The organism is Streptomyces sp. NPDC101219 (assembly GCF_044767675.1).
Lineage (GTDB): Bacteria > Actinomycetota > Actinomycetes > Streptomycetales > Streptomycetaceae > Streptomyces.
The window spans coordinates 111,175-134,195 of record NZ_JBIWOK010000007.1 but is presented as its reverse complement, the minus strand read 5'-3'; the positions used below and the strand labels follow the sequence as shown (position 1 = coordinate 134,195).

24 protein-coding genes and 1 tRNA gene are annotated in these 23,021 nt (G+C 73.8%); 13 read left to right on the top strand and 12 right to left on the bottom strand.

Features of this window, described 5'->3' with window-relative positions:
• Window positions 1-66 precede the first annotated feature (66 nt).
• From ACIRPP_RS15810 to ACIRPP_RS15800, 3 genes are all read right to left on the bottom strand, one after another.
• Complete coding sequence (locus ACIRPP_RS15810) at window positions 67-900, bottom strand: SCO1664 family protein (protein WP_403642482.1); 834 nt, start codon at window positions 898-900, stop codon at window positions 67-69.
• Window positions 864-1,454 (bottom strand): DUF3090 domain-containing protein, encoded by a 591-nt coding sequence (locus tag ACIRPP_RS15805; RefSeq protein ID WP_164337358.1) that lies wholly within the window; start codon window positions 1,452-1,454, stop codon window positions 864-866. The genes ACIRPP_RS15810 and ACIRPP_RS15805 overlap by 37 nt, the downstream gene beginning before the upstream one ends.
• A gap of 85 nt (window positions 1,455-1,539) precedes the next feature.
• Window positions 1,540-2,226, bottom strand: a complete 687-nt coding sequence (locus ACIRPP_RS15800) for a histidine phosphatase family protein (RefSeq protein WP_403642479.1) — start codon at window positions 2,224-2,226, stop codon at window positions 1,540-1,542.
• 62 nt (window positions 2,227-2,288) lie between these two features.
• Here ACIRPP_RS15800 and corA point away from each other — a divergent pair, with 62 nt between their 5' ends.
• Window positions 2,289-3,284 carry a magnesium/cobalt transporter CorA gene (gene corA / locus ACIRPP_RS15795; protein ID WP_403642477.1) on the top strand — a complete coding sequence of 332 codons (996 nt, stop codon included), beginning with the start codon at window positions 2,289-2,291 and terminating at the stop codon, window positions 3,282-3,284.
• A 61-nt stretch (window positions 3,285-3,345) separates the two neighbouring features.
• Here corA and ACIRPP_RS15790 read toward each other — a convergent pair whose 3' ends face one another.
• Both ACIRPP_RS15790 and ACIRPP_RS15785 read right to left on the bottom strand, forming a co-directional pair.
• Window positions 3,346-4,134, bottom strand: coding sequence for a ferritin-like domain-containing protein (locus tag ACIRPP_RS15790; RefSeq protein WP_403642474.1), 789 nt, complete (start codon window positions 4,132-4,134; stop codon window positions 3,346-3,348).
• 226 nt (window positions 4,135-4,360) lie between these two features.
• Entirely contained in the window at window positions 4,361-5,416 is a 1,056-nt protein-coding gene (locus ACIRPP_RS15785) for an LLM class F420-dependent oxidoreductase (protein WP_403642471.1), read from the bottom strand.
• A gap of 190 nt (window positions 5,417-5,606) precedes the next feature.
• Here ACIRPP_RS15785 and ACIRPP_RS15780 point away from each other — a divergent pair, with 190 nt between their 5' ends.
• The gene (locus ACIRPP_RS15780) at window positions 5,607-6,593 is read left to right on the top strand and encodes an aldo/keto reductase (protein WP_403642468.1); all 987 of its coding nucleotides are present in this window, start codon (window positions 5,607-5,609) and stop codon (window positions 6,591-6,593) included.
• On the top strand, window positions 6,590-8,986 hold the full coding sequence (locus ACIRPP_RS15775; protein WP_403642465.1) for a helix-hairpin-helix domain-containing protein: 2,397 nt from the start codon (window positions 6,590-6,592) through the stop codon (window positions 8,984-8,986). The genes ACIRPP_RS15780 and ACIRPP_RS15775 overlap by 4 nt, the downstream gene beginning before the upstream one ends.
• A 99-nt stretch (window positions 8,987-9,085) precedes the next feature.
• Here ACIRPP_RS15775 and ACIRPP_RS15770 read toward each other — a convergent pair whose 3' ends face one another.
• The gene (locus ACIRPP_RS15770) at window positions 9,086-9,793 is read right to left on the bottom strand and encodes a hypothetical protein (RefSeq protein WP_403642462.1); all 708 of its coding nucleotides are present in this window, start codon (window positions 9,791-9,793) and stop codon (window positions 9,086-9,088) included.
• A 47-nt stretch (window positions 9,794-9,840) separates the two neighbouring features.
• Here ACIRPP_RS15770 and ACIRPP_RS15765 point away from each other — a divergent pair, with 47 nt between their 5' ends.
• Window positions 9,841-10,029 (top strand): DUF5703 family protein, encoded by a 189-nt coding sequence (locus tag ACIRPP_RS15765; protein ID WP_031108614.1) that lies wholly within the window; start codon window positions 9,841-9,843, stop codon window positions 10,027-10,029.
• Window positions 10,030-10,128: 99 nt separating this feature from the next.
• Here the strand turns inward: ACIRPP_RS15765 and ACIRPP_RS15760 are convergent, their stop codons facing one another.
• The 3 genes from ACIRPP_RS15760 to ACIRPP_RS15750 form a co-directional block, all read right to left on the bottom strand.
• Entirely contained in the window at window positions 10,129-10,944 is an 816-nt protein-coding gene (locus tag ACIRPP_RS15760) for a chaplin (RefSeq protein ID WP_403642459.1), read from the bottom strand.
• A gap of 165 nt (window positions 10,945-11,109) precedes the next feature.
• A complete protein-coding gene (gene chpH, locus ACIRPP_RS15755; protein ID WP_403642457.1) occupies window positions 11,110-11,343 on the bottom strand; it encodes a chaplin ChpH in 234 nt (77 codons plus the stop codon).
• A 197-nt stretch (window positions 11,344-11,540) separates the two neighbouring features.
• On the bottom strand, window positions 11,541-12,866 hold the full coding sequence (locus ACIRPP_RS15750) for a M20/M25/M40 family metallo-hydrolase (RefSeq protein ID WP_403642454.1): 1,326 nt from the start codon (window positions 12,864-12,866) through the stop codon (window positions 11,541-11,543).
• Window positions 12,867-13,109: 243 nt separating this feature from the next.
• Here ACIRPP_RS15750 and ACIRPP_RS15745 point away from each other — a divergent pair.
• A tRNA-Leu gene (locus tag ACIRPP_RS15745) sits at window positions 13,110-13,194 on the top strand.
• A 77-nt stretch (window positions 13,195-13,271) separates the two neighbouring features.
• Window positions 13,272-13,649, top strand: coding sequence for a YchJ family protein (locus tag ACIRPP_RS15740; RefSeq protein WP_403642451.1), 378 nt, complete (start codon window positions 13,272-13,274; stop codon window positions 13,647-13,649).
• A 34-nt stretch (window positions 13,650-13,683) separates the two neighbouring features.
• On the opposite strand, the gene ACIRPP_RS15735 is transcribed toward ACIRPP_RS15740, so the two are convergent.
• Window positions 13,684-14,385 (bottom strand): FadR/GntR family transcriptional regulator, encoded by a 702-nt coding sequence (locus tag ACIRPP_RS15735; RefSeq protein WP_403642448.1) that lies wholly within the window; start codon window positions 14,383-14,385, stop codon window positions 13,684-13,686.
• 138 nt (window positions 14,386-14,523) lie between these two features.
• Here ACIRPP_RS15735 and ACIRPP_RS15730 point away from each other — a divergent pair, with 138 nt between their 5' ends.
• From ACIRPP_RS15730 to ACIRPP_RS15720, 3 genes are all read left to right on the top strand, one after another.
• Window positions 14,524-15,042, top strand: coding sequence for a gluconokinase (locus ACIRPP_RS15730; RefSeq protein WP_403642445.1), 519 nt, complete (start codon window positions 14,524-14,526; stop codon window positions 15,040-15,042).
• Window positions 15,043-15,138: 96 nt separating this feature from the next.
• Window positions 15,139-16,536, top strand: coding sequence for a gluconate:H+ symporter (locus tag ACIRPP_RS15725; RefSeq protein ID WP_403642442.1), 1,398 nt, complete (start codon window positions 15,139-15,141; stop codon window positions 16,534-16,536).
• 178 nt (window positions 16,537-16,714) lie between these two features.
• Window positions 16,715-17,761 (top strand): hypothetical protein, encoded by a 1,047-nt coding sequence (locus ACIRPP_RS15720; protein WP_403642439.1) that lies wholly within the window; start codon window positions 16,715-16,717, stop codon window positions 17,759-17,761.
• Window positions 17,762-17,832: 71 nt separating this feature from the next.
• Here ACIRPP_RS15720 and ACIRPP_RS15715 read toward each other — a convergent pair whose 3' ends face one another.
• A complete protein-coding gene (locus ACIRPP_RS15715; RefSeq protein ID WP_403642436.1) occupies window positions 17,833-19,374 on the bottom strand; it encodes an APC family permease in 1,542 nt (513 codons plus the stop codon).
• Between the two features lie 144 nt (window positions 19,375-19,518).
• Window positions 19,519-20,469, bottom strand: a complete 951-nt coding sequence (locus tag ACIRPP_RS15710) for a hypothetical protein (RefSeq protein ID WP_403642434.1) — start codon at window positions 20,467-20,469, stop codon at window positions 19,519-19,521.
• A 319-nt stretch (window positions 20,470-20,788) separates the two neighbouring features.
• Here ACIRPP_RS15710 and ACIRPP_RS15705 point away from each other — a divergent pair, with 319 nt between their 5' ends.
• Genes ACIRPP_RS15705 through ACIRPP_RS15690 form a run of 4 tightly spaced genes read left to right on the top strand, consistent with a single transcriptional unit; the run spans window position 20,789 to window position 23,007 of the window.
• Window positions 20,789-21,682: a DMT family transporter gene (locus ACIRPP_RS15705; protein WP_403642431.1), complete on the top strand. Its 894-nt coding sequence runs from the start codon at window positions 20,789-20,791 to the stop codon at window positions 21,680-21,682.
• 60 nt (window positions 21,683-21,742) lie between these two features.
• A complete protein-coding gene (locus tag ACIRPP_RS15700; RefSeq protein ID WP_403642428.1) occupies window positions 21,743-22,258 on the top strand; it encodes an NUDIX hydrolase in 516 nt (171 codons plus the stop codon).
• Between the two features lie 33 nt (window positions 22,259-22,291).
• Window positions 22,292-22,684, top strand: a complete 393-nt coding sequence (locus tag ACIRPP_RS15695; protein ID WP_403642426.1) for a YidH family protein — start codon at window positions 22,292-22,294, stop codon at window positions 22,682-22,684.
• Window positions 22,681-23,007, top strand: coding sequence for a DUF202 domain-containing protein (locus ACIRPP_RS15690; RefSeq protein WP_403642423.1), 327 nt, complete (start codon window positions 22,681-22,683; stop codon window positions 23,005-23,007). Before ACIRPP_RS15695 ends, ACIRPP_RS15690 begins: the two co-directional genes overlap by 4 nt.
• Window positions 23,008-23,021 lie beyond the last annotated feature (14 nt).

Here is a 23,021-nt window from a genome sequence, read left to right as displayed (position 1 = left end):
CGGGCCGGATGGCCGTGAAGGCACTCTTGCGTGCGGGCGCCCGGTGTGCCGCGGGAGCCCGGCTTCCTAGACAGGGGGCCAGGGGATCGCGGGCCACTGACCGCCCGGGACCGGGTGCGTGCCGGAGGCGAGCAGGGCCGCGACGCGCGCCCGGGTGGCGTCGGTCTCCCCGGTGGTGATCAGCGGCGCGAGCGCCGCGGCGAGCGGGCCGTCCTCGGCGAGGGCCTTGCCGAGACGGGTGAGCACCTCGCGGGCCTCCTCCGTCAGCGGTTCGCCCGCCCAGCCCCACAGCAGGGTGCGCAGCTTGTCCTCGGTATGGAAGGTGACGCCGTGGTCGATGCCGTAGAGGCGGCCGTCCCCGGCGGGCAGCAGGTGGCCGCCCTTGCGGTCGGCGTTGTTGATCACCGCGTCGAGCACGGCCAGCCGGCGCAGCCGCGGGTCGTCGGCGTGCACCAGCAGGGCGGTGCGGTCCTCCTCGGCCTCGACGAAGCCGATGGCCTTCCAGCCGGGTTCGGGCTCCTCGCGCTCGACCACGGCGAGCAGGGCGCTGTCCGGCACCGCCTCCACCCACAGCTGGCACATGCCCTGGCCGTAGGGGCCGTCGCGCAGCACGGTGGGCGGTACGAGGTCCCAGCCGGTGGCGGCGGAGACCAGGTACGCGGCGACCTCCCGCGCGGCCAGCGTGCCGTCCGGGAAGTCCCACAGGGGGCGCTCCCCGGCGACCGGCTTGTAGACGCAGGCGGCCTCGCGCCCCTCGTGGGTGACGGTGCAGTACAGCGCCGCGTTGGACGCCTCGCGGATGCGGCCGCGCACGGTCAGTACGCCCTCGGCGAGCAGGGTCGTGGCGGCCGGGTCGACGGGGGTCACGCTCCGCGGCGGTATCCGTTCTGGCGCGGACATACGTGTCCTTCCGGGTCGAGCGGGAGACTGCACAGCGGGCACGGCGGCCGTCCGGCGTTGACGACGTCCAGGGCGCGTTTGGCGAAGGCCCGGGCCTGGGCGCCGGTGAGGCGGACCCGGAGCATCGGGGGCCCGTTCTCCTCGTCCTGGAGCAGCCGCTCCTCGGCCTCGGCGAGGTCCTCCTCGGACTCGGCGTCGAGTTCGACGAGGGCCTGCGCCTCGACGATCATGCACTGTTCCTCGCCGTCCCAGGCGAGGGCCATGGTGCCGACCCGGAACTCCTCCTCCACCGGCGTCTGCAGCGGGGCGGTGTCGGGGACGTCGGCGGGTGCCATGGCCGGGACCGCGGCGTTGCCGCCGCTGCGGCGCACGACCTCGTCGAGCAGTTCGTCCATGCGTTCGGCGAGCGCCGCGACCTGGGTCTTCTCCAGGGCCACACTGGTCACGCGGGAACCGGCGGAAGCCTGGAGGAAGAACGTACGGCGCCCTGGCAGTCCGACCGTACCGGCCACGAAACGTTCCGGCTGGTCGTAGAGGAACACCTGACGGGACACGTCCTGTCTCCATTGAGAGTGGTGGGCACGGGCGTCGGTTCGAGGGGGCACTGCTGCGACCGCTTCACCCTACTGCGGCCGACGATCACGGTGCGCCCGCACCGCCCCCGACCGGGGCGTCCTGGGCCGGCGGCTCCTCGCGCGGCGCCAGCGAGGCGAAGTCCCCGGTGTCGCCGAGGCGGACGAGGAAGGGGCGCAGCCGGGTGTAACGGATCGCGGTGATGGAACACGGTTCCACGGAGATCCGCTGGAAGAGGTCGAGATGAAGTCCGAGTGCGTCCGCGACGAGGGACTTGATGATGTCCCCGTGCGAACACATGAGATAGACGGCGTCGGCGCCGTGCTCGTGCTCCACGCGCGCGTTCCACTCCCGCACCGCCTCGGCGGCGCGGGTCTGCATGGCGCGCATGGACTCCCCGCCGGGGAAGGCGGCCGCCGAGGGATGCGCCTGCACCACCTCCATGAGGGGTTCGTCCTTGAGGTCGGCGAGTTTGCGTCCCGTCCAGTCGCCGTAGTCGCACTCGCCGATGCGGTCGTCGGTGTGCGCGGTGAGGCCCGGGCGGGCGTCGAGCAGCGGCCGGACGGTCTCCTGGCAGCGCTGGAGCGGGCTGACGACGACCTCGCTGAGCGGGAGTTCCGCCAGGCGGGCGGGCAGCGCGGCGGCCTGTGCGGCCCCGCGGTCGTCGAGGGCGACGCCCGGCGTGCGGCCGGCGAGCAGTCCCTCGGTGTTGGCGGTGGAACGTCCGTGCCGGACCAGGAGCAACGTGGGCATGCGGCCCAGGGTAGGCGCCCGCACCGGTGCGGTGCGGGGCAGGCGAGGGGAGAATACGGTCCGTGATCGTCGACTGTGCGGTGTACCGCGAGGGGCGGCGGACGAAGGCACCCGGGGACTTCTCCGACGCGCTGGACCAGGCGCGGGAGGCGGGCGGCTTCGTCTGGATCGGGCTGCACGAGCCGGATCCGGACGAGTTCGACCGGGTCGCGCGCGAGTTCGGGCTGCACCCGCTGGCCGTGGAGGACGCCCTCAAGGCCCATCAGCGGCCCAAGCTGGAGGTCTACGACGACTCGTTGTTCGTCGTGCTGAAACCGGTCGCCTACGAGGCGGAGAGCGACACGGTCTCCTCGGGGGAGATCATGATCTTTCTCGGCGACGGCTTCGTGGTGACCGTGCGGCACGGCGAGAGCGCCCCGCTCGCGGCCGTGCGCGGGCGGCTGGAGCACGAGCCGGAGCTGCTGGGCAAGGGTCCGACGTCGGTGCTGTACGCGATCGCCGACGCCACCGTGGACCACTACCTGGAGGTGGCGGCCGAGCTGCAGAACGACCTGGAGGAGCTGGAGACCGAGGTCTTCGACCCCGAGGGCGGCGGTTCGCGGCACACCGCGTCCCGGATCTACACCTTCAAACGGCAGATCCTGGAGTTCCGCCGGGCCACGGGCCCGCTGACGATGCCGCTGACGCGGCTGGCGGGCATCGGCACGTTCGGCGCGGGTGTGCCCTTCGTGTCGGACCGGGCGCGCCCCTTCTTCCGTGACGTGCAGGACCACCTGACGCGGGTGAACGACTCCGTGGAGGGCCTGGACCGGCTGGTGTCGGACATCCTCTCGGCCCACCTGGCGCAGATGAGCGTCCGGCAGAACGACGACATGCGGAAGATCTCCGCGTGGGCCGCGATGGCCGTGGTGCCCACCATGATCGCGGGGATCTACGGCATGAACTTCGAGCACATGCCGGAACTGAGCTGGCCCGGCGCCTACCCGGTGCTGATCGCCCTGATGGTGGTGCTGGAGGTGCTGCTGTACCGGATGTTCAAGCGGCGCGGCTGGATGTGACGGGCCCGGGCGCGTCCCGTCCGTCGGGCGGACGGGCGGGACGCGCGGCCGGGTCGGTGCCTCAGGCGAATTCCGGCGCGGTGGCCGGCGGGCCGCCCAGGGCGTTGCGGCGCTCCGGGATCCGCAGCGAGACCATGCGGTGCCAGCCGGCCAGCCGCTCGTAGGCGTACATGGCGTGGATGCCCGCGGCCAGCAGCGCGGCCCTGGGCCGGGACCAGCCCAGGATGCGGCCCATGTGGGCCATCACCGCGAGGCTGACGTCCCGGTAGATCCTGATCTCGGCGAGCGCGCACTCCCGCAGGGCGCGCTGGATGGCGCGGCCGTGACCGGCGCGGGCCAGGCGCAGCAGTTCCTCGTGGCAGTAGGCGAGGTGGTTGTCCTCGTCGTGGGAGATCATGCGGACCGCGCGGCCCAGTTCGGGGTGGTCGGCGAAGTGCTTGCGGAGCAGTTCCATCTGCTCGGACGCCCGCTGCTCGGTGACCCGGCTGTGGGCCAGGTAGGTGACGATGTCCTGCACGGTGAGCGCCTCGTCGCGCCGCAGCCTGCCGTGGGCCAGGCCGATCCCGTGCCGCTCCAGCAGCATGGTGTAGTCCGTCTCGGGCGGTACGGGGACGGGTGCCACCCCGCGCTTGCGCATCAGGGCGTTGAAGATGCGGCCGTGTTTGTCCTCGTCGGCGCCGTGCCGGGTGATTTTGGGGGCAAGAACGCGCTGGTCCTCGGGGACCAGGGCGGCGATGCGGGCGTTCTCCCAGCCGCCCTGGGACTCGCCGCTGGCGGCGATCGAGCAGAACAGGGCGAACGACTCGTCGTTGTCGAGGATCTCCTGGAACAGACTCCTGGCCGAAAGCATCGTGACCACCTCTTCCGCGGGCTCGCAGGAAAAGAGTCAAATGCCGGAGCGCGGGAGGGGCAACAGGTGTGCCGGACAACTGCGCCGAACGGGGGACGGACCCGTACGACACGGGCATGAGCCGGACGGCACGGCACCCGGGCGTAACCGCGGCGACGCCCGGGCGTTGTACCGCGTGACGGCCGTGGCGGGGAAGACCCCCGAGCCCCCACCACGGCCGTGGGCTTCAGGCGAGGCCGGCGCGCTCCAGGGCCTCGGTGCCGGCGCGCAGCGACGCGAGGCGCTCGTCGAGGGTGAATCCGGCCGGGGCGAGGGTGAGGGTGGTGACCCCGGCCGCGGCGTAGGCCTTCATGCGGTCGGCGATGCGGTCCACCGAACCGAGCAGGGTGGTGGAGTCGATCAGGTCGTGCGGCACGGCGGCCGCGGCGCCCTGCTTGTCGCCGGCCAGGTACTTGTCCTGGATCTCGGCCGCCTCCTGCTCGTAGCCCATGCGCCGGGCGAGCTGGTTGTAGAAGTTCTGCTTGCGGCTGCCCATGCCGCCGACGTACAGGGCGGTGTAGGGGCGGAAGGTGTCGGCGAGCGCGGTGACGTCCTTGTCGTCGCCCACGGCGAGCGGGACGGTGGGGCAGATGTCGAAGCCGTCGAGCGTCCTGCCCGCCTTCTCCCGGCCCGCGCGCAGGTGCCGGACGGCCGTCTCCTCCAGGTGCTCGGCGGAGGGGAAGATCAGCAGGGCCCCGTCGGCGATCTCACCGGTCTGCTCCAGGTTCTTCGGGCCGATCGCGGCGATGTACAGCGGGATGTGCTCGCGCTGCGGGTGCACGGTCAGCTTGATCGGCTTGCCGGGGCCGCCGGGCAGCGGGAGGGTCCAGTGCTCGCCGTCGTGCGTCAGGCGCTCCCGGGTCATCGCCTTGCGGATGATCTCGACGTACTCACGCGTGCGGGCGAGGGGCTTGTCGAACTTGACGCCGTACCAGCCCTCGGAGACCTGCGGGCCGGAGACGCCGAGGCCGAGGCGGAAGCGGCCCCCGGACAGGGAGTCCAGGGTGGCGGCCGTCATCGCGGTCATGGCGGGCTGCCGCGCGGGGATCTGGAAGATGGCCGAGCCGACGTCGATCCGCTCGGTCTGGGCGGCGACCCAGGTGAGCACGGTGGCGGCGTCGGACCCGTAGGCCTCGGCGGCCCAGCAGACCGCGTAGCCGAGGCGGTCCGCCTCCTGCGCCACGGCGAGATTGTCCGCGTCCATTCCGGCGCCCCAGTAGCCGAGGTTGATCCCGAGCTGCATGACCCTCTCCCCTTACCGATGAGTAACGTCGCTTGTCCGCCGACCCTATACCTCCGGCGGTCCGGCCGGCCCGCCCCGAGGAGGCCGCCGGCGCCCGTCCGGGGTCCGGCCGCCGGGTCCCGGGACCCGCACGGAAATCGTTGTCCACAGGCCCTCACACCGCCGTCCCCGGCCAGTAATCTCGGCGTTCATGGAGCAGAGGCATCTCGGCCGTACCGGCCTGCGTGTGTCCCGGATCGGGCTCGGGACCCTGACCTGGGGTCGGGACACCGACGAGCATGACGCCGCGGACCTGCTGAAGACGTTCTGGGAAGCGGGCGGCACCCTCGTCGACACCGCGGACGTGTACGGCGACGGGGAGTCCGAGTACCTGCTCGGCAGGCTGATGGACGGACTGGTGCCGCGCCGGGACCTCGTGATCTCAACGAAGGCGGGCAGCGTCCGGGACCCGGACCGGCGCTTCGACGGCTCGCGCCGGCACCTGCTCTCCGCCCTGGACGCCTCGCTCGCCCGCCTGGGCACCGAGTACGTCGACGTGTGGCACGTCCACGCCTACGACCCGGAGACCCCGCTGGAGGAGACCCTCCAGGCACTCGACACGGCCGTCGCCAGCGGGCGGGCCCGCTATGCCGGGGTGTCCAACTTCTGCGGCTGGCAGCTGGCCAAGGCGGCGACCTGGCAGCTGGCGGTACCGGGCGGGCGGACCCGGCTCGCGAGCACCCAGATGGAGTACTCGCTGCTGCAGCGCGGTGTGGAGCGGGAGGTGCTGCCCGCCGCGCTCGACCTGGGCGTCGGACTGCTGCCGTCCTCGCCGCTCGGCCGGGGCGTGCTGACGGGCAAGTACCGCAACGACGCCACGCCGGCCGACTCGCGCGGCGCCTCCGAGCACCTCGCGCCCTTCGTCGCGCCGTACCTCGACGACACCGCCGCCCGCATCGTGGACGCGGTGACCACGGCGGCGGACGGGCTCGCGGTGACCGCGCTCCAGGTCGCCCTGGCATGGGTGCGCGACCGGCCCGGTGTGACCGCGCCCGTGGTGGGGGCGCGCACCGCGCAGCAGCTCGCGGCGGCGTTGTCAGTGGAGGCGCTTACTCTTCCTGACGAGATCTGCCGGGCGCTCGACGACGTGTCGGCGCCCGTGCACCGCTATCCCGATCACGACTGGAGCACGCTGTGAGCACGGAGCCGTCCAAGACCACGGAGGACGCCGGGCCGGGGACGCCGGGTGAGGCGGAGACCGGCCGGGTCGCGGGCGCACCGGACGCCGCAGCACCGGACGCCGAGGCGCGGGAGACGGCCACGGCGGGCGGGGACACCGGGGACACGCAGCCGCCGGCCGGAGCGGCACCGGGCGAGGCGCCGGAGGCGGAGAGCACACCTGGCGACAGGCCGGGGGCGGAGAGCGCGCCGGGCCAGGACGCGGCGCCCGGCGGACAGGCACCCACCGAGGCGCCGGACGCCGACACGCAGGCGGCGGCCGGGGGCCCGGTGGCCGAAGGGGCACCGGGCGAGGGCGCGGAGCTGTCCGAGGCCGAGGCGGAGCTTCAGGCGCAGCGCATCGAGCGGGAGCGGATCGAGCGGCGGAAGGCGCAGCGGCAGGGGCCGGTGGAGGCCGGGGCCAAGCTGAGCGGAAAGGCGGCCGACCTGCTGGCCGCCGTGCGGGCCGTGGAGAGCGGTGCGCAGTCGGTGGCCACCACGGTGTTCGAGGAGCCCGAGCCCGCCCCGCGGCGCCCGGCGCCCGAACCGGTGCGCCGGGCCCCGGTGGCGGCCCCCGCCGAGGCGGCTCCCCCGCCCGCCGAGACCGTCGGGGCGGTGCGGGAGGTGCTGCTCCAGGGTGGCGCGCCCGAGGCACTGGCCGGACCCGCGGCCTCCGTCCTCGGTGAGGGGGGCGCCGAGGCGCTGCGGGCCGATCCCTGGCAGCTGCTGCGGGTCACCGGGGTGCGGCCCGAGCAGGCCGACGGGTTCGCGCGGTCGCTGCTCGGCGCGGAGGCCGGACCGGACGACACCCGCAGGGGGCGCGCGGTCACCGTGTGGCTGCTGGAGCAGGCGGCGACTGCCGGACACACCGCCCTCGACATGACCGCGCTGACCACCGCGCTCGCGCGGCAGGGCGTGCCCGACGCGGAGACGGCCGTCCAGGACGCCATCGCGGAGGGTGACGTCCTGGTCTTCCAGGACGCCCTCGACGACGGCCCGGCACCGGCCGCGCCCGCGGCCGCGGAGGCCGGGGCCGAGGACGCCGAGGACGCCGAGGACGCCGAGGAGGAGCGTCCGGTCCGGGTCCTGGTGGGACTCGAGCGGTACGCGATGGCGGAGGAGAGCCTGGCCGACGGACTGGCGCGGCTGGTGAACTCGGTGCCGAAGGAGGACGGTTCGGGCGCCGACTGGGAGCGCGCGGCCGGCGCCGCGGAGGGATCGGCGGCCGAGCTGATCCGTGCCGTGGCCGGACACGGCCTGGTGCTGCACACCGGCGGTGCCGCCTCGGTCGCCGAACCGGCGGCCCTGCTGGGGGCCGCGCGCCGGCTCGGGCTGCGCGCCTGGGCGGCCACGCACGGCCCGGCCGGCCGGAATTCCTTCGCGGCGCTGCTGGAGGCATCGGGCAGCGGGGAGCCGGGGGTCGCCACGGTGACCGGGCTGCTGTCCGGCGCCGAAGGGCCGGGACGGGACGCCGAAGGGGCCCTGGCTCTCGACCTGCTGGTCGTGCTGGACGCCCCGCAGCTGGACGTGGAGGCCGCCGCGCTGCTCACCGAGTCGCTGCCGGACGGCGCCCGTCTGGTGCTGGCCGGGGACCCGGGCGTGCTGTGGTCGGCCGGGCCGGGCCGGGTGTTCGCGGATCTGCTGGCGGCTCGGGCGTGCCCGCAGGTGGCCTCCCGGCGGCCGGACCCGGGTCCGCTGGGCGAGCTGGTCTCGGGGATCGGGGCCGGTGAGCTGCTCGCGGTCGAGGCCCCCGGCAAGGAGGTCGTGATCGTGCCGGTGCGGGATGCGGGCGAGGCGGTGCACCGGACGGTGCAGCTCGTGGCGGACTCCGTGCCGCGGGCGATCGGGGTACCGGCCGACGAGACCCAGGTCATCACCCCCGGCCACGGCGGCGCGGTGGGCACGCGGGCCCTGAACGCGGCGCTCAAGGAGCGGCTCAATCCCGGCCCCGGCCGCTTCGGCGGCTTCGACCCCGGCGACCGGATCGCCCACTCCCCCGCCCCGGGGCGCACGGTGACGGGTCGCGTGGTGCGCGCCGACGCCGAGGGCCTGCATCTGTCGTGCGCGGGCGAGGCCGTGGTCGTTCCGAAGGAGCGGGTGGAGCGGACCGTGCGGCACGGGTGGGCGCTGACCGCGCACCAGGCGGTGGGCTGTCGGTGGCCCGCGGTGGTCGTGGTGCTGCCGGGCGACGCGGCCGGGCTTCTGAGCCGTCCCTGGGTCTACACGGCGTTCGGCCGGGCGGACCGGCACCTGTCGGTGGTGCACGGCGTGGAGCAGGCGTTGCCGCGTGCGGTGGCCGAGGTGCCGGCGAAGCCGCGGACGACCCGGCTGCCGGTGCTGCTGGCCCCGCAGGTCCCGGCGACGGACGGCTGAGACCGGCCGTCGTACGGGCCGCGCGGGCGCGGAGCCGGACGCACCTGCGGCGGTGACACCGGGGGTGTCACCGCCGCGGGCGGATGTCCGGGCGCGCGGTCAGCGGTCCGCGTCGAGCGGCTCCAGGTCGTCGTCCCCGTCCGGGTCCGTGGTCCCGGCCAGGGCCCGGCCCAGCGCGTCGTCGAGATCGTCGTCGTCCTCGTCGTCGAGGTCGTCGTCGAAGACCGCGCTGACGTCGAAGCGGCAGATCACCCGCTGCGGGTCCGCGCCCTCGAACGGCGCCTCCAGCCACTCGCCGGGTTCGGCCGGTTCGTCCGACACCGTCACCCAGAGCGTGGAGTCGCCCTCCTCCAGTCCGAACTCCTTGTGCCGGGAGGCGATCTCGTCCGGCTCGAACTCGCCGAACAGCAGCCCGAGCGCGCCGTGCACCGTGCCCGACGCCTCCCCGGTCTCCTCGTCGTCGGCGGCCTCGATCCGCTGGGCGTGCGCGCGCAGCCGCTGCGGTTCCGCGACGGCGTAGTCGCGCCGAATCAGCACACTGAGGGCGCTCGGCTCGTCGGGGCCGGTGTACGGCGGCAGCGTTTCCTCACCGGGGATCTCGAAGGGGGTCACCTCGTCGTAGCGGTCGTAGAGCAGTTCGTCGTACGCCTCCGCGGCACCGGCCAGCTCGTTGAACGCCTCGTAGACGGCCGGGTCGTCCTCCCCCGACCGGCGTTCGACCGCGGCCAGGTGGCGGTCGAGCGCGGTCTTGACCGCCTCGGCGGCGGCGCGTACCTCGGCAGCGGTGGGCTGCGCAGCATCAGACATAGTGCAGACGCTATCCGTACCGGGGCCCAGCCCGCACAATAGATGCGATGCCGGAATACGAATTTGTCGACGTGTACGTGCCGCGCGGGGTCTCCCGCAAGGAGACGGCACGCCTGCTGACCGACCACGCGGAGTACGGGCACTGGGAGTTGTACCGACTGACCCTGTTGCGCGACGGCAGCCGCAAGGTGCGGCTGCGGCGACGGATCATCCGCCAGGTGCGGGCCACCTGGTGACACCGGGCGCACCGCCGGGACGTGCTGTCCCGGCGGTGCAGGACGACGGGACACGGAGCGGGCCCCGCGGTCGCGGGGCCCGCTCCCCGTCGTACGGGGTCAGGCCGCGGAGCGGGCCCGGCGGTACAACACCGCGCCGGCGAGCAGCGCGCCCGCGCCGACCGGCAGCACGAGGCCCAGGGGCAGCTCGCTGCCGGTGGCGGCCAGTGCCGCGCCGCCCTGGTGCGCGGTGACGGTCCGGGAGCCCTCTCCGTCGCCGTCCGGGGAGCCGCCGGGGGTGTCGCCCGGGGTCCCGCCGTCCGGGGTGGACGGGCTGCCGGGCTCGTCACCGGGGCCGTCGGGGCCGCCCGGCTCACCGGGCCGGTCCGGCGTACCCGGCCGGTCCGGCGTACCCGGGCGGTCCGGCGTACCCGGGCGGTCCGGCGTACCCGGGCGGTCCGGCGTACCGGGGTCGCCGGAGCCGCCGTTGCCGCAGTCGTTGCCGGTGGCGGGGTTGCCGATGCCGACGATGTCGACGCTGTTGCCGCAGACGTTCACCGGGGCGTGGACGGGGACCTGGACGTGGTTGCCGGAGGCGACCCCGGGTGAGTCGGAGGTGTGCCCTCCGGCGTGGGAGCCGGCGGAGCCGCCGTGGTGGCCCGCGTCCCCGTAGCCGTCGGGGACCGCCGAGCCCCCCGTGTTGGCACAGGAGTTGCCCATGGCCGGGTTGAGGACGCCGACGATGTCGACCGTGTTGCCGCAGACGTTGACCGGCGCGTACACCGGCGCCTGCACCGAGTTGCCGGAGAGCACGCCGGGCGATCCCGACGCGGTGCCCTGGGCTCCGGAGTCGGCGTGGGCGGCTCCGCCCGCGGCGGCGATCATGCTGGTCGCGGCCGCCATGGTCATCAGACCCTTGCGGGTGGCCTGTCGCATTGCTGTATTCCTGCCTTCGACCTCGTGCCGGGAATTCCGGTCGCGGCGGATTCCCGTGGTGTGGACGTTTCGAGAGACCGGACGGCCCCGGAGCGCATGGCGCGCACTCCGGGGCCGGCGGTTTCAACCCTGAAAAGAACCCGCCCGAATGAGCGAGTCAGAACGTCACTGGTTGACGCAGGTGTTGCCGAAGGCGGGGTTCAGCAGCCCGATCACGGAGACCGTGTTGCCGCAGACGTTCACCGGGACGTGCACCGGAACCTGGATGACGTTGCCGGACGCGACGCCCGGGGAGTGCACGGCGGCACCCTGGGCACCCGAGTCGGCGACGGCCATGCCCGCACCCGCGAGAACCAGACCACCAGTGGCAGCCGCAGCAGCGACGACCTTCTTGATCATTATTCCTCCTTGTTGGCAATGCGATCCAAAATCGCGGATCACATCACGGGTAACGAGGAGGGAGTAATGAGGCTACGAGCTTATCGTCGCATTCACTCGTCCCGGTCAACTCCGCACGCCTGCCCGATTCCCGGCCGCCCGGCACCGTGCGCCGGGCGGCCCGGTTGCCGGGCGGGGTCGCCGGAATGCGATGTCCCTCAGGAGGCGTCCAGGAATCGGTCGAGAACCCGCACCCCGAACTTCAGCCCGTCGACCGGGACCCGCTCGTCGACGCCGTGGAACATGCCGGCGAAGTCCAGCTCCGGCGGCAGCTTCAGCGGCGCGAACCCGAAGCAGCGGATGCCGAGGTCGTCGAAGGACTTGGCGTCGGTGCCGCCGGAGAGCATGTACGGCACGGCCCGCGCGATCGGGTCCTCGGCGCTGAGCGCCAGCTGCATGGCGTCGACCAGGCGGCCGTCGAAGTCCGTCTCCAGCGCCTTGTCGGCGTGCACGTCCTCCCGCTTCACCCGGGGGCCGAGGATGCGGTCGAGGTCGGCGAGGAACTCCTCCTCGTAGCCGGGCAGGAAGCGTCCGTCGACGTGGGCGGTGGCCTGGCCGGGGATCACGTTGACCTTGTAGCCCGCGCCGAGCATGGTGGGCGCCGCCGAGTTGCGCAGGGTGGTGCCGATCATGCGGGCGATGCCGCCCAGCTTGGCGAGGGTCTCCTCCATGTTCTCCGGGTCGAGCTCGGTGCCGAGCGCGTCGGAGAGCTCGTCGAGGAAGGCGCGGACGGTCTTGGTGACCCTGACCGGCCACTGGTGCCGGCCGAGGCGCGCGACGGCCTCGGACAGCTCCGTGATGGCGTTGTCGGTGTTGGTCATCGAGCCGTGTCCGGCCGTGCCGTCGACGGTGAGCCGCATCCAGTGCATGCCCTTCTCGGCCGTCTCGACGAGGTAGAGGCGCAGCTTCTCGTTGACCGTGAAGGAGAAGCCGCCGACCTCGCCGATCGCCTCGGTGACGCCCTCGAACAGCTCGGGGTGCTTGCGCACCAGGTGCTTGGCGCCGTACGTGCCGCCCGCTTCCTCGTCCGCGAGGAAGGCGAGGACGATGTCGCGCGGCGGCTTGCGTCCGGTGCGCATCCGTTCGCGGACGACCGCGAGGGTCATCGCGTCCATGTCCTTCATGTCGACGGCGCCGCGTCCCCAGACGCATCCGTCGGCGATCTCGCCGGAGAAGGGGTGGTGGGTCCAGTCGTCGGCATCGGCCGGCACGACGTCGGTGTGGCCGTGGATGAGCAGCGCGGGCCGGGACGGGTCCTCGCCCTCGATCCTGGCCACCGTGGAGGCCCGGCCCGGGTGGGACTCGAAGATCTGCGGTTCGAGTCCCACCTCGGCCAGCTTCTCGGCGACGTACTCGGCCGCCTTGCGCTCGCCGGGACCCGAGTGGTCGCCGTAGTTGCTGGTGTCGATCCGGATCAGCTCGCGGCAGAGGTCCACGACCTCGTCCTCGCCGGTGACGTTCCTGGCCGTGTCGGTCGCGCTCACGTGCGTCCTCCCGCTCGTTCCCGCTGGTGCACACCGGGGGCGCCCGGCGGCAGCTCCGCTGGTGGGTCCCCCCATCCTCTCCTCTGGGTGCCCGCACCCCAAGTCCCGTACCGGCCGGGCGGCGCGCCGCCGGGCGGATCCCGGCACCGTGCCGGGATCCGCGGCGGGGTGATCGGCCACCCCTGAACACCTGGTAATGTTTACGTCGTCGCCGCGGGGGGAAGCCCGCGCGACAGACACCTTGTCCGGGTGGCGGAATGGCAGACGCGCTAGCTTGAGGTGCTAGTGCCCTTTATCGGGCGTGGGGGTTCAAGTCCCCCCTCGGACACATGAAGCGCGAGGGCCGCGACCACGAGGTCGCGGCCCTCGGGCGTTGTCGGACGGTCCCGGTCGCGGAGGGTGCACATGACCGCTCGTTCCTGCCCCTGCGGGCTGCCCGGGACGTACGAGGCGTGCTGCGGGCGCCTGCACTCCGGGGCCGCCGCCGCACCGACCGCCGAGCGCCTGATGCGGTCGCGCTACTCGGCCTTCGTCGTGCGGGACGCCGGGTACCTGCTGCGCACCTGGCACCCCCGGACGCGGCCCGCCCGCCTGGACCTCGACCCGGCGATGCGCTGGACCAGGCTGGAGATCCTGGGCACCACCGACGGGTCGCCCTTCCACCGGGCGGGGACGGTCACCTTCCGGGCGTCCTACCGGGGCGGCTCGCTGCGGGAGCGCAGCCGGTTCGAGCGGGTCGACGGCGCGTGGGTGTACGTCGACGGGGACGTCGTCGAGGAGTAGACGCGCCCGTCCGCGGGTCGGGACGGCGGCCGGTTCAGGGGGCCAGCACGTCCAGCTCCTCCAGGGCGCCCACGGTGATCTCGCGGGTCAGCCGTTCGGCGCGGTCGGCGTCGCGTTCCCGGACCGCTTCGGCGACCTGGACGTGCAGGGTGACGGCGGCCGGGTCGGGGTCGTCGAACATGACGTCGTGCTGGGTGCGGCCGGTCAGGACCTCCGCGACGACGTCGCCGAGGCGGGCGAACATCTCGTTGCCGGAGGCCGTGAGGATCACGCGGTGGAAGGCGATGTCGTGGATCAGGTAGCCCTCCAGCTGCCCGCCGCGTGAGTGGGCGACCATGCCGAGGGCGCAGCGGGTGAGTTCGGCGCACTGCTCGGCCGTGGCGTGGCGGGCGGCGAGGCCCGCGGCGACCGGTTCGACGGCCGAGCGGAGCACGGTGAGGGAGCGCAGCTGCCGGGGGCGGTCGGCACCGGCCAGCCGCCAGCGGATGACCTGGGGGTCGTAGACGTTCCACTCGCGGGAGGGCTGGACCGTCACGCCCACCCGGCGGCGGGACTCGACCAGGTGCATGGACTCCAGGACCCGCACGACCTCGCGCATCACGGAACGCGAGACGTCGAAACGGTGGGCGAGCTCGTCGGTGCGCAGGACACTGCCCGGGGGGTACCGGCCCGCCGTGATCTCGGGGCCGAGGGTGTCCAGTACGCGCCCGTGCAGCCCCCGGCCCGTTGTGCTCATGCACTCAGCGTACGGGGCGGATCACGGAAACAAAAAGTCAGACTTATAAGTCACAGAGTCTTGAATTCGTCGTACCAATGGGCTTCAGTTGCGTCGACATCACGTGTCGACGAGGACATGCAGACAGTGAGGGCAGCGATGAAAATCCCCAGCGTCGTCGTGGTCATGGGGGTCTCCGGCACCGGCAAGACCACCGTCGGGACCCTGCTGGCGGCCCGGCTCGGCGTTCCGTACGCCGAGGCGGACGACTTCCACCCCCCGGCCAACATCGAGAAGATGTCGGCCGGTACCCCGCTCACCGACGACGACCGGGCGCCCTGGCTGGACGCCATCGGCGACTGGGCGCGCGGACGCACCGGACTCGGCGGTGTCGTCAGCTGCTCGGCGCTCAAGCGGGCCTACCGGGACCGGCTGCGGGACGCGGCCCCCGACCTGCTCTTCCTGCACCTGACGGGCGACCGTTCGCTCGTCGCGGAGCGGCTGGCGCAGCGCACGGGCCACTTCATGCCGACGGCGCTGCTCGATTCGCAGTTCGCCACCCTCCAGCCGCTCGATCCCGACGAGGCGGGGGTCGCCGTGGACGTGGCGGCCGGCCCGACGGAGGTCACCGAACAGGCCCTGGCGGCCCTCGGGGAACTCCGCGAGCCCTCTGCCTAGTCCTCGGCCTCCCCTTCCCCCCGTGGGCCCGGTGCCTCCGGCTCCGGAGCGCTACCGGGCTCCCCTCCCCCACCCCCGTAGATCAAGGGATCCACCGTGACCAGACTCAGCGTCGAGATGCTGGCAGCGGACGCACCCGAGCCGATCACCTCGGCCGGCCACGCTCAGCTGGGCATCGCCGTCCTGGCGGGCATCGCCGTCATCGTCCTGCTCATCACCAAGTACAAGCTGCACGCCTTCCTCGCGCTGACCATCGGGTCGCTCGCGCTCGGCGCCTTCGCCGGGGCTCCGCTGGACAAGGCCATCCTCAGCTTCAGTTCCGGGCTCGGTTCCACCGTGGCCAACGTGGGCGTGCTGATCGCCCTCGGCGCGATCCTCGGCAAGATGCTCGCCGACTCCGGCGGCGCCGACCAGGTCGTCGACACCATCCTCGCGAAGGCGAGCGGCCGGGCCATGCCCTGGGCGATGGTGCTGATCGCTTCCGTCATCGGCCTGCCGCTCTTCTTCGAGGTCGGCGTCGTCCTGCTGATCCCGGTCGTGCTGATGGTCGCCAAGCGCGGCAACTACTCCCTGATGCGCATCGGCATCCCGGCGCTCGCCGGTCTGTCCGTGATGCACGGGCTGGTCCCCCCGCACCCCGGCCCGCTGGTCGCGATCGACGCGCTGGACGCCAACCTCGGTGTGACGCTGGCGCTCGGCGTGCTGGTCGCCATCCCGACCGTCGTCATCGCCGGCCCGGTGTTCTCCCGGTACGCCGCCCGCTGGGTGGACGTCCCGGCGCCGGACCGGATGATCCCGCAGCGCGCCTCCGAGGAGCTGGAGAAGCGGCCCGGCTTCGGCCCGACCCTGTTCACCATCCTGCTGCCGGTCGTGCTGATGCTGGCCAAGGCGCTGGTCGACATCGTCATCGACGACACCGAGAACAACGTGCAGCGGGTCTTCGACGTGATCGGCTCCCCGCTGATCGCGCTGCTGGCGGCCGTGCTGGTCGGTTTCTTCACCCTGGGCATGCCCGCCGGGTTCAGCAAGGAGCGGATGCAGCAGCTGGTGGACAAGAGCCTCTGGCCGATCGCGGGCATCCTGCTGATCGTCGGCGCGGGCGGCGGCTTCAAGCAGACGCTGATCGACTCCGGCGTCGGCCACATGGTCCTGGAGATATCCGAGAACTGGTCGATCCCGGCACTCCTGATGGGCTGGCTGATCGCGGTGGCGATCCGGCTGGCGACCGGTTCGGCCACGGTGGCGACCGTGTCCGCGGCCGGCCTGGTGGCCCCGCTCGCGGCCGACATGTCGACCACGCACGCGGCCCTGCTGGTCCTGGCCATCGGCGCCGGCTCCCTGTTCTTCAGCCACGTCAACGACGCGGGCTTCTGGCTGGTGAAGGAGTACTTCGGCCTCACCGTCGGACAGACCGTCAAGACGTGGTCGGTCATGGAGACGATCATCTCGGTGGTGGCGGGCGGCCTGGTGATGCTGCTGTCCCTGGTGATCTAGCGCGGCGAAGGCCCCATTCCCCCCGCATCGTGCCGCGGTCCGGTTACCGGTCCGCGGCACGGTGCTGTGCGGTGCCGCCCTGCGTGGACGCCCGCCGTGCGGTCGAGGGGGCCTTTCGGCGGACGGCGGACCCCCGGATGATGGTGTCCCGGGGTCGGACCATCGTGCGGGGGACGTCATGCGGGCATCGCTCGGGGCACGGATCTCGGGGCTGCTGATCACCGGCGCCCTGGCCGTCTCGCTGACGGCCGTGCTCGGCGGCGCCCCGGCCGGCCCGGATGCCGGCGCGGGCCCCCCGGGCGCGGGTCCCGGCGGCACCCCCGAGCGGCGTACGGCCGAGGCGGCCGCGCCCTCGCCGAGCGCGGGCAGCACCGGGCCGCGGACCTCACCGGAGGGAGGACGCCGGTCCACCGTCCCGGACACACCGGCCCCCCGGACCGGCACCGCGGCGCCCCCGCCCGTACGGCCGGAGCCCGCCGCCCCGCCGGACCGGCCGCTCGCCGCGCCCGTGTGGCTGCCGGCCGGGCCGCGGTCGCCGGACTCCGACGGGGCGCCGGATCCGGCGAGCGTCTACGACCGGCTGCGCACCCCGGACCGGTGCGCGGACGCCCTCCCGGCGGCCGCGGCCGCCGCGCCGGACGACGAGTGGCGGGTGCTGGGCGCGCTGGCGCGGGCGTGTCTGGCGGTGCGGGGTGTCAGCGGCGGCGACTGGGAGGCCGCGGCGCGGGAGCACGCGGCGCTCGCGGGCCGGCCGCTCGGCTGCAAGGGCCGGGCCGCGTACGCGGTGCTGGGCGGGCTGCTGGAGTTCCACCGCGCGCATCCTGCCGCCACCGCCCGGCCGGTGAGCCCGTCGCGGGGCGGCACCGCGTGCGACTTCCGCGTGGCGTCCGTGCGGGTGGGCGGTGACGGCGGGGCCCGGCCGGGTGATCCGGTGACGATCGAGCTGGACGGCGCCTTCTTCGACCCCGCGGAGTTCACCCGCGCGGGCGAGGTGTCCGTGGGCGGCGTGCCGGCGACGGATCCTGCGGCTCCGGACGGGCTCGTGATGGCGGCCGGGCCCGGGGGGCGGCTCACGGTGACCGTCGGGGTGCCGGCGGAGGTGCCCGCCGGCAGTCCGGTCGACGTGGTCGTGCGGTACGCGGACGCCCGGGCCGTGCGGGAGGACGCCGTCACCGTCGTCACCGTCCTGGACAGCCCCGGCCCTTCGGCGCCGTCGCCCTCCTGACCCGGGCCCGCCGCCCGGCCGTGCCGTCCGCCGCGCCTCCGGGGGCGGCGGACGGCAGGACCGGTGCGGCCCTAGTCGGCGGCCCCGGCCTCCTTGTCGAGCTGGAACGCCTCGTTGCCCAGCCCGATGCGGGCGTGCTTCTCCGGGGCGCGGGCGCGCAGGATCATGCCCTGGACCAGGCCCGCGAGGAGGGCGAGCCCGATGATGCCGGGCAGGAGCCGGCTCAGCGCGGAGCCGGGACCGGCGCCGACGAGCACGTCGAAGTCCTTGACGGTGTAGCACGCGATCACCACCAGGGCGAGTCCGGCGACCGAGGAGGTGGCCAGCCGCCACGCCTGGGTACGGGCCGCTCCGCGGCGGACGAAGAAGACGACGACGGACAGCGAGGCGATCGCCATCAGCACGATGACGCCGAGGGCGCCGATGTTGCCGAACCAGGTGAACAGGTGCAGCACGGGCGCCGTCGGATCGCCCACGGGCTTGTCGTCGGTGAGGGCGAAGGCGAGTACCAGCACCGTCGCGACCACGGTCTGGAGCAGCGACCCCGTGCCGGGTGCCCCGCTCGTTCCCGAGGTGCGGCCGAACGCGGACGGCAGCAGGCCCTCGCGGCCCATGGCGAAGGCGTAGCGGGCGACGACGTTGTGGAAGCTGAGCATCGCCGCGAACATGCCGGTGACGAACAGGACGTGCAGGACGTCGGTGAAGGTGCCGCCGAGCCGGTCCTCGGTGAGGAAGAACAGCAGGCCCGCGCTGTGCTCCTGCGAGGTGCCGACGATGGTGGCGGGGCCGGTGGCGACGGTGAGGGCCCAGCTGCTGATCGCGAAGAACACGGCGACCCCGGCGACTGCGAGGAACATCACGCGCGGCACCAGGACGTGCGGCCTGCTGGTCTCCTCCGCGTACACCGGGGCCTGCTCGAAGCCGAGGAAGGCGGCGATGCAGAAGCACAGGGCGGTGCCCACCCCCGCCCCGGTGAGGGTGTCGGGGTTGAAGGCGTGCAGGGACAGGCCCTCGCTTCCGGGGTCGGCGATGGCGGCGACGTCGAAGACGACGACCAACAGCACCTCGATGACCAGCAGGACACCGAGCACGCGCGCGTTCACGTCGATCTTCAGCCAGCCCAGGACGCCGACGGCGACGACGCCCGCCAGGGCCGGTATCCACCAGGCGACCTCCAGGCCGGCGTAGGTGGCGAGGAGCCCGGAGACCTCGAAGCCGAAGATGCCGTAGATGCCGACCTGGAGGGCGTTGTAGGCGACGAGGGCGACCAGCGCGGCGCCCGCTCCGACGGTGCCGCCGAGGCCGCGGGAGATGTAGGCGTAGAAGGCCCCGGCGTTGTGGACGTGCCGGCTCATCTCGGCGTAGCCGAGGCTGAAGAGGATCAGCACGGTGCCCAGGACCACGAACAGCAGCGGCTGGCCCACGATGCCCATCACCGCGAATGTGGTGGGCATGACACCAGCGACGACCATGAGCGGGGCGGTCGCGGCGAGGACCGAGAGCAGCAGGCCGCCCGTGCCCAGGCGGTCGGCGCGCAGGGCGCGCTCCCGGCCCTTGAAGGTGCTGATGCCGTCGGCCGGTGGTCTGCTCTTGCTCGAACTGTCCGTCGTCATGCGAAGACCGTCCTTCGGTCGGAGGTGGTGGTCGGGCGGGGTGATCGGGAGTGGTTCGGGCGGGGTGATCGGGAGTGATTCGGGCGGGGCGGTCGGGGAGGCGGAGCCGGGTCGGTGGGGTCAGGGGTGGGTCGGGGCGTCCGGTCAGGCCGTGCCGAGGGCGGTGGCGCGGGCCGTGCGGAAGGCGGTGACGGGGTCGCGGTCGGGGTACGACCAGGGCGCCGGGGCGGCGTGGTCGCCGATGCGGTGGAACAGGGCGGCCGCCTCGGCGCCCCGGCCCTCGCAGACCTTGGCGTGGGCGAGGAAGTTGAGGTCGATCAGGCGACGCGGGTGGCCCTCGTGCTCCCACTCCAGCCACCAGTCGAAGGCGGCCTTCATCACCTGCCGGGCCCGCCGGCCGGTCCAGTGCCCGGAGGCGACCGGGTCGGGGCGCTCGTGTCCGGCGGCGGCCAGCGCGCGGTAGCGCTCGGCGTGCGCGATCACCGGGAGGACCGCCAGCGGCGAGTCGGCGGGTGCCTGTTCGGCGGCCCAGTTGGCGAAGTCGTAGACCTCGTGCAGCGGGTCCGGCCCGGCCTCGACGCGGTGGTCGGCGAGCCAGGCGACCACCAGGTGGTGGGCGTGGTGGTGGTCGGCGTAGCGGGTGCGGACCTGCTCGAAGACGCGGACCACGTCCCCCTCGGCGCCCAGGTCGCACTCCAGCATCAGCACCCCGAGCCACGGGGTGGGGTCGGCGGGCCGGAGTCCGGCGGCGCGCAGGCACGCCTCCCGGGCCCGGGCGGGTTTGTCCTTGCCGCGCAGCACGCGCCGGACCTGGGCCAGGGCCAGCAGGACCGACGCGTCCCCCGAGTCGGGCTCGGCGAGCAGCCACTCGCGGGTCCAGGCGGCGCAGGACGGCTCGCGGGCGAGCACCGTGACGCGGTGGCCGCGGCGGTCCCAGTCGGTCCCGGTGCGCACCAGCAGCGAGCGGGCGTTCTGCCAGCGGCCCTGGGCGAGCGCGCTCCGCGCGGTGACGAGTTCGGCGTCGTCGAGGGCCTCGTCGAAGCCCGGGGTCGTGCGTCTGCGGGCGCGGCCGAGGGGTGGCGGGGGTGGGGGCACCGCGGGACTTCCTCACGCGTTCTTCGTGGTTCGGTTCACGGCGGTGGTCGGTACGGCAGTGGTCGGCTGCCGAACGCCATGAACTGATCACGGACAGCAAACCGGCAGCCAACAGTTGACGTCAAGGGCGCCCCGGGCATTACACGCGTCAACTCCCCTTGCACAAACGAAATTTGTACCGGCGGGGCGCTCCTGGGGGCGCGGACGGCGTGACGAAGGCGACGGTGTCCGGGGTGCGCGGGCGCAGGCGCCGGGGCGCGGTGGCGATTAGAGTCGGCTTCACCGTCCGTGACCCCGCATGATCATTGAGGTACGCAGCGTGTCGGTTCCGGTACTGGTGCTCGCCCTGAGCGCCGCGTGCTGTCTGGGCTTCGGTTTCGTGCTCCAGCAGGACGCGGCCCAGCGGGCACCGCTGAGCGACTTCCTCCGCCCCCGTCTCCTCCTCGACCTGATGAAGGTGCCGGAGTGGATGGCCGGGCTGGGGCTGGTCGTGGCCGGCATGGCGCTCGGCGCGGTGGCGCTGGGCCAGGGCGAGCTGTCGCTCGTGGAACCGCTCCTCGCGACGAACCTGCTGTTCGCCCTCACCCTGTCCCGGCACCGCACCCGCCAGGCGCTCGGCCGGCAGGGCTGGGCAGGGCTGGCGCTGCTGGCCGGCGGCGTCACCGCGTTCGTCGTCGCGGGCCGGCCGACGGGCGGCACCGCGCTCACCGACCCGCTGCGCCACTGGCTGATCATCGGCGGCATGGTCGGCCTCGCCCTGCTCCTCACCGCCTGCGCCAAACGCTGGCGGCTGACCTGGGCGCCGATGCTGCTGGCGGGCGCCGCGGGGCTGCTGTACGGCGTGCAGGACGCGCTCACCCGGGTGAGCGGCCAGCGGTTCGAGGCGGGGGGACTCGCCGAGGTGCTGACCGGCTGGCAGCCGTACGCGGTGCTGGCGCTCGGCGTGACCGGGCTGGTGCTGGTGCAGAGCGCCTTCGAGACGGCGCCGCTGCGGATGTCGCTGCCGGCCCTGACCGCCGCGCAGCCGCTCGCCGGGATCATCTGCGGCGTCGGCTTCCTCGGCGACCGGCTGCGCACCGACACCGGCGCCCTGACCTGGGAGGCGTGCGGCCTGGCCGCGATCGTCGGCGGCATCGTCCTGCTGGGCATGCACCCGGCGATGCCCCGGGGCTCCCTGGACGGCGCCCCGACGCGGAACGTCCACCTGGGGTGACGTGACCGGCCGGCCGCCGGAAGAACCGGGGGCGGGGGCGGGGCTGCTTGGATGGGCCGCATGAGTTGCGCCGACGAGATCCTCGACATCGTGGACGAGCACGACCGGGTGGTCGGCCGGGCCCCGCGCGGCGAGGTCTACGCCCGCGGCCTGCGCCACCGGTGTGTGTTCGTGCTGGCCAGGGACGCCGAGGACCGGGTGTTCGTGCACCGGCGCACGGCGGACAAGCTGGTCTACCCCTCGCTGCACGACATGTTCGTCGGCGGCGTCGTCGGCGCGGGCGAGAGCTACGACGACGCGGCCCTGCGGGAGGCCGAGGAGGAACTGGGCGTCAGCGGCCTGCCCCGGCCCGCGTTCCGTTTCTCCTTCCTCTACGACGACGGCGGGGCCCGCAGCTGGTGGTCGGCGGTCTACGAGGTGCGCTGCGAGCTGCCGGTCCGCCCGCAGGCCGAGGAGGTGGCCTGGTACGCCTTCCTGCCCGTGCCGGAGCTGCGGCGGCGCCTCGGCGAGTGGGAGTGGGTGCCGGACGGGCTCGCCGCCTGGCAGCGGCTGGAGGTGCACAGGCCCGCGGGGTGACCGGCCGCGACGGCGTCCCGGTAGGGTCACGGAGTGATCGAGTTCGTACGGAACGTCCGGTTGTGGTTCGCGCCGGAGGACGCACGCCAGGAGGGCGAGACCCCGGACTACCGGTTCTCCCTGGCGAACGAACGCACCTTCCTGGCCTGGCTGCGCACCGCGCTCGCCCTCGTCGGCGGCGGCTTCGCCGTCGACCAGTTCCTGCCCGACCTGCCCCGGCCCTGGCGCACGGGCCTCGCGCTCGCCCTGCTGGCGGCGGGCGCCCTGTGCGCGCTGCGGGCCGTGAACCACTGGGTGCGCTGCGAGCGGGCGATGCGCCGGGGCGAGGACCTTCCGGTCTCCCGCTTCCCGGCGCTGCTGAGCCTGCTGATCGCCGCGGTGGCCGTCGTGATGGTCGTCGTCGTGCTCGTCGGGCGGGAGGGATGACCGGGCCGTCGGCCGACGGCGGGCGCGATCCCGGACTGCAGCCCGAGCGCACCCGGCTCTCCTGGCGCCGCACCACGCTCTCCGCCACCGTGGCGGCCCTCCTGGCGGTGCGGGCCGTGGCGCAGGGCGGGGCGTCGACGGCGGCTGTCGTCGCGTGCGCCCTGTGCTGCCTGTGCTGGCTGGGCCTTCTCGGCATCGCGCACCGCCGCATCCGCGCGCTCACGGCCCCGGGCCCGCCCACGGCACCGGCCCCCCGGTACGCGGCGGCGGCGGTGCTGTGCACGGTGGCGATGGCGGTGTGCGGGGCGCTGCTGGTGCTCTAGGCCCTGTCGTTCAT

Excerpts from the sequence above, each read along its gene's own strand:
- ACIRPP_RS15810 (WP_403642482.1), bottom strand. The coding sequence starts at position 900 with ATGTCCGCGCCAGAACGGATACCGCCGCGGAGCGTGACCCCCGTCGAC.
- ACIRPP_RS15800 (WP_403642479.1), bottom strand. The coding sequence starts at position 2,226 with ATGCCCACGTTGCTCCTGGTCCGGCACGGACGTTCCACCGCCAACACC.
- ACIRPP_RS15790 (WP_403642474.1), bottom strand. The coding sequence starts at position 4,134 with ATGCTTTCGGCCAGGAGTCTGTTCCAGGAGATCCTCGACAACGACGAG.
- ACIRPP_RS15785 (WP_403642471.1), bottom strand. The coding sequence starts at position 5,416 with ATGCAGCTCGGGATCAACCTCGGCTACTGGGGCGCCGGAATGGACGCG.
- ACIRPP_RS15780 (WP_403642468.1), top strand. The coding sequence starts at position 5,607 with ATGGAGCAGAGGCATCTCGGCCGTACCGGCCTGCGTGTGTCCCGGATC.
- ACIRPP_RS15770 (WP_403642462.1), bottom strand. The coding sequence starts at position 9,793 with ATGTCTGATGCTGCGCAGCCCACCGCTGCCGAGGTACGCGCCGCCGCC.
- ACIRPP_RS15765 (WP_031108614.1), top strand. The coding sequence starts at position 9,841 with ATGCCGGAATACGAATTTGTCGACGTGTACGTGCCGCGCGGGGTCTCC.
- ACIRPP_RS15760 (WP_403642459.1), bottom strand. The coding sequence starts at position 10,944 with ATGCGACAGGCCACCCGCAAGGGTCTGATGACCATGGCGGCCGCGACC.
- chpH (WP_403642457.1), bottom strand. The coding sequence starts at position 11,343 with ATGATCAAGAAGGTCGTCGCTGCTGCGGCTGCCACTGGTGGTCTGGTT.
- ACIRPP_RS15740 (WP_403642451.1), top strand. The coding sequence starts at position 13,272 with ATGACCGCTCGTTCCTGCCCCTGCGGGCTGCCCGGGACGTACGAGGCG.
- ACIRPP_RS15735 (WP_403642448.1), bottom strand. The coding sequence starts at position 14,385 with ATGAGCACAACGGGCCGGGGGCTGCACGGGCGCGTACTGGACACCCTC.
- ACIRPP_RS15730 (WP_403642445.1), top strand. The coding sequence starts at position 14,524 with ATGAAAATCCCCAGCGTCGTCGTGGTCATGGGGGTCTCCGGCACCGGC.
- ACIRPP_RS15720 (WP_403642439.1), top strand. The coding sequence starts at position 16,715 with ATGCGGGCATCGCTCGGGGCACGGATCTCGGGGCTGCTGATCACCGGC.
- ACIRPP_RS15715 (WP_403642436.1), bottom strand. The coding sequence starts at position 19,374 with ATGACGACGGACAGTTCGAGCAAGAGCAGACCACCGGCCGACGGCATC.
- ACIRPP_RS15700 (WP_403642428.1), top strand. The coding sequence starts at position 21,743 with ATGAGTTGCGCCGACGAGATCCTCGACATCGTGGACGAGCACGACCGG.
- ACIRPP_RS15690 (WP_403642423.1), top strand. The coding sequence starts at position 22,681 with ATGACCGGGCCGTCGGCCGACGGCGGGCGCGATCCCGGACTGCAGCCC.